This is a genomic window from Delftia sp. ZNC0008, assembly GCF_000799035.1.
Classification (GTDB): Bacteria; Pseudomonadota; Gammaproteobacteria; order Burkholderiales; family Burkholderiaceae_C; genus Comamonas; species Comamonas tsuruhatensis.
Genome location: NZ_JTKZ01000155.1, coordinates 1 through 3,680, shown reverse-complemented (window position 1 = coordinate 3,680; position 3,680 = coordinate 1). Strand labels below are relative to the sequence as shown.

The following is a 3,680-nucleotide window of genomic DNA, read 5'->3' as shown; positions in this document are numbered from 1 at the left end:
CCGCGTCGCCATGGGCAGCCGCGCGCCGCCGGGCAGCTCCAACCCGGTGTCCACGGCCTGCGCGGGCACCAGGTTCATGGGCGGATCGCTGAAGGCCCGCGCCACACGCAGCGAATTGGGTCGGTGGAACACCTCCGCCGTGGGGCCGTACTGCAGCAGCTCCCCCTCGTGCAGCACGGCCGTGTGGCCGCCCAGCAGCAGGGCCTCGCCGGGCTCGGTGGTGGCGTAGACCACGGTGGAGCTGCCGGTGGCGAACAGCTGGGTCAGCTCCTCGCGCAGTTCCTCGCGCAGCTTGTAGTCGAGGTTGACCAGCGGCTCGTCCAGCAGCATCAGCGGAGCGCCCTTGGCCAGCGCCCTCGCCAGGGCCACGCGCTGCTGCTGGCCACCCGACAGCTCGGCCGGATAGCGGTCCAGGAACATCTCTATGTGCAGCCGCTCGGCCAGGGCGCGCACGCGCTGCGCCACGTCGCGATCGCCGCGCAGCTTCAGCGGCGAGGCGATGTTGTCCGCCACCGTGAGCGAGGGATAGTTGATGAACTGCTGGTAGACCATGGCCACATTGCGCTCGCGCACGGGCATGCCGGTCACATCGACGCCATCGACGCGCACCCGGCCTTCGGTGGGCACGTCCAGACCGGCCATGATGCGCATCAGGCTGGTCTTGCCGGCCTGCGTGGCGCCCAGCAGCACGGTCACCGCGCGGCTTTCCAGTTCCAGGTGCATGGGGTGCAGCCAGGTCTGGCCGCCCACACGCTTGCTGATTCTCTCCAACACCAGTTCCACGACTGCCCTCTTTTGACGAGGCCGCCACCGGGGCAGCATTTGAACAAGGAGAAAGGCGGGCCTCCAAAGCGCGTTTGAAGGCCCGAACGTCTTCATTTTTGTTCTTTCCGGATCGCAGCCCATCAACACATACCCTAGGTGCTGTTCCTTTTTCTTCGTTTTAAAGTTCCCCAGCCCACGGCTGGCCGCGTCAAATGCGCTATAAACCCGTCGCCCGGCCCGATTGACTGCCCGACCATCCACCCGCCCCCCCGATCGCCCCTCCGATGGATTTGCCGTGAACACCAACCCCCGCCAACTACAGCTGCTGGACGAAGTCCGCAGCCGCCAGTCCACCACGGTGGAGCAGCTGGCCGAGATCCTGGGCGTGACGCTTCAGACCGTGCGCCGCGACATTCAGAAGCTGGCAGATGCCGGGCTGATGGTGCGCTTTCACGGCGGCGTGCGCGTGCCCAGCGCCACGGTCGAGAACCTGGGCCACCCCCAGCGCCAGGTGCTGCATGCCGAAGGCAAGTCGCGCATTGCGCGCGCCGTGGCCGAGGCCATTCCCAACGGCTGCTCGCTGATCCTGAACATCGGCACCACCACCGAGGCCGTGGCCCAGGCCCTGCTCAAGCACCGGGGCCTGCGCGTGATCACCAACAACCTCAACGTGGCGGCCATCCTCAGCTCCAACGCCGACTGCGAAGTCATCGTGGCCGGCGGCGTGGTGCGCACGCGCGACCGGGGCATCGTGGGCGAGGCCGCCGTGGATTTCATACGCCAGTTCAAGGTGGACATCGCCCTGATCGGCATCTCGGCCATCGAGCCCGATGGCAGCCTGCGCGACTTCGACATGCGCGAGGTCAAGGTGGCCCAGACCATCATTGCCCAGTCGCGCGAGGTCTGGCTGGCCGCCGACCACAGCAAGTTCCACCGCCAGGCCATGGTGGAGCTGGCCCGCCTGGACCAGATCGACCGCCTGTTCACCGATACCGCGCCCCCTGCGCCCTTCGACGCACTGCTTCGCGAAGCCGAGGTGCAATGCGTGGTGGCGCAATAAGTTTTCCGCAGCCGCTGCGCCACCGCCCGCACAGGACACGCGCACCGGCCCTGCTTTTCCTGGATACCGCACCATGACCTATCTGCTTGCCCTGGACCAGGGCACCTCCAGTTCGCGCAGCATCGTCTTCGACACCCAGGGCCGCATCGTGGCCTCTGCCCAGCTGGAGCTGCCGCAGATCTATCCCCGCCCCGGCTGGGTGGAGCACGATCCGCGCGAGATCTGGCGCACCCAGCTGGCCACGGCGCGCGAGGCCCTGGCCAAGGCCGGGCTGGCGGCGGCCGACATCCGCGCCCTGGGCATCACCAACCAGCGCGAGACCACCGTGGTCTGGAACCGCGCCACGGGCCAGCCCATACACCACGCCATCGTCTGGCAGGACCGCCGCGCCGAGCCGCTGTGCGCCCAGTTGCGCGAGGCCGGCCATGCCGACACCATCCAGCGCAAGACCGGCCTGCTGATCGACGCCTATTTCTCGGGCACCAAGCTGCGCTGGATCCTGGACAACGTCAATGGCGCACGCGCCGCCGCCGAGCGCGGCGAACTGGCCTTCGGCACCGTGGACAGCTGGCTGATCTGGCAGCTCACGGGCGGACGCCGCCATGTGACCGATGTCTCCAACGCCAGCCGCACCATGCTGTTCAACGTCCACACCAACCAGTGGGACGACGATCTGCTGGCGCTGCTGGAGATTCCGCGCGCGCTGATGCCCGAGGTGCTGCCTTCCGCCGCCGATTTCGGCCGCACGGCAGCCGAGGTGCTGGGCGGCGAGATCGCCATCGGCGGCGTGGCCGGCGACCAGCAAAGCGCCCTCTTCGGCCAGGCCTGCTTTTCGGCCGGCATGGCCAAGAACACCTATGGCACGGGCTGCTTCATGCTCATGCACACAGGCGGCGTGTTCCAGACCTCTGCCAACGGCCTGCTGACCACCGCTGCGGCACAGCCCACCGCTGCGCCGGCCTATGCGCTGGAAGGCAGCGTCTTCGTGGGCGGCGCCGTGGTCCAGTGGCTGCGCGACGGGCTGCGCGCCATCGAGCACAGCGGCCAGGTGCAGCAACTGGCCGAGAGCGTGCCCGACTCGGGCGGCGTGATGATGGTGCCGGCCTTCACGGGACTGGGCGCCCCCTACTGGAAGCCCGATGCGCGCGGCACCATCACGGGCCTGACGCGCGGCACCACCATCGCCCACATCGCGCGGGCCGCGCTGGAATCCATCGCCTTCCAGAGCGCCGCCCTGCTGCTGGCCATGAGCCGCGACGCGGTGGCCAGCGGCGGCGCGCCGGTGAGCGAACTGCGCGTGGACGGCGGCGCCTGCGTCAACAACCTGCTCATGCAGTTCCAGGCCGACCTGCTGGGCATTCCCGTCGTGCGCCCGGCCTGCGTGGAGACCACGGCCCTGGGCGCGGCCTACCTGGCGGGCCTGTCCTCGGGCATCTACCAGAGCACCGAGGAACTGTCGGCGCTGTGGAAGGCCGAGCGCCGCTTCGTGCCTACGCTGGACAAGCACCGCGCCGACGAGCTGATGGCACGCTGGGAGCATGCGGTGGCCCAGACCGCGCTGGCGGCCTGAGGCTGACTGTCTTGCGCCGGCTTGCCAGCCTGGTTGCTTTCGGCCTGTGGCTGGCAGGCTGTGCCGCGCCACCGCAGGCGCTGCTGGTCCCGCAGCCCACCGCCTGCGCACGCCTGCAATGGCTGGGCAGCACCACCCTTGCGCGGGACGAGCCCATCGACGGCGCCATCACAGGCGGCATCTCGGGCCTGGACTACGACGCGCAGCGCGGCGACTACGTGGCCATCAGCGATGACCGCTCGGCCCGCGGCCCCGCGCGCTGGATGCGCCTGCGCATGGACGCGG

At 69.3% G+C, this 3,680-nt stretch carries 4 protein-coding genes; 3 read left to right on the top strand and 1 reads right to left on the bottom strand.

The genetic code is table 11. The features are described from left to right. Positions 1-783 (bottom strand): ABC transporter ATP-binding protein (locus L995_RS05225; RefSeq protein WP_047469845.1); only part of this gene is annotated, 783 nt, incomplete at its 3' end. A 277-nt stretch (positions 784-1,060) separates the two neighbouring features. Between L995_RS05225 and L995_RS05220 the strand changes: the two genes are divergently transcribed. The 3 genes from L995_RS05220 to L995_RS05210 form a co-directional block, all read left to right on the top strand. Further along, positions 1,061-1,825 carry a DeoR/GlpR family DNA-binding transcription regulator gene (locus tag L995_RS05220; RefSeq protein ID WP_016452008.1) on the top strand — a complete coding sequence of 255 codons (765 nt, stop codon included), beginning with the start codon at positions 1,061-1,063 and terminating at the stop codon, positions 1,823-1,825. A gap of 73 nt (positions 1,826-1,898) precedes the next feature. Next, positions 1,899-3,395, top strand: coding sequence for a glycerol kinase GlpK (glpK, locus tag L995_RS05215; RefSeq protein WP_047469841.1), 1,497 nt, complete (start codon positions 1,899-1,901; stop codon positions 3,393-3,395). Positions 3,396-3,406: 11 nt separating this feature from the next. Next, the coding region (locus tag L995_RS05210) for an esterase-like activity of phytase family protein (protein WP_047469838.1) at positions 3,407-3,680 on the top strand (274 nt) is incomplete at its 3' end.

Excerpts from the sequence above, each read along its gene's own strand:
- glpK (WP_047469841.1), top strand. The coding sequence starts at position 1,899 with ATGACCTATCTGCTTGCCCTGGACCAGGGCACCTCCAGTTCGCGCAGC.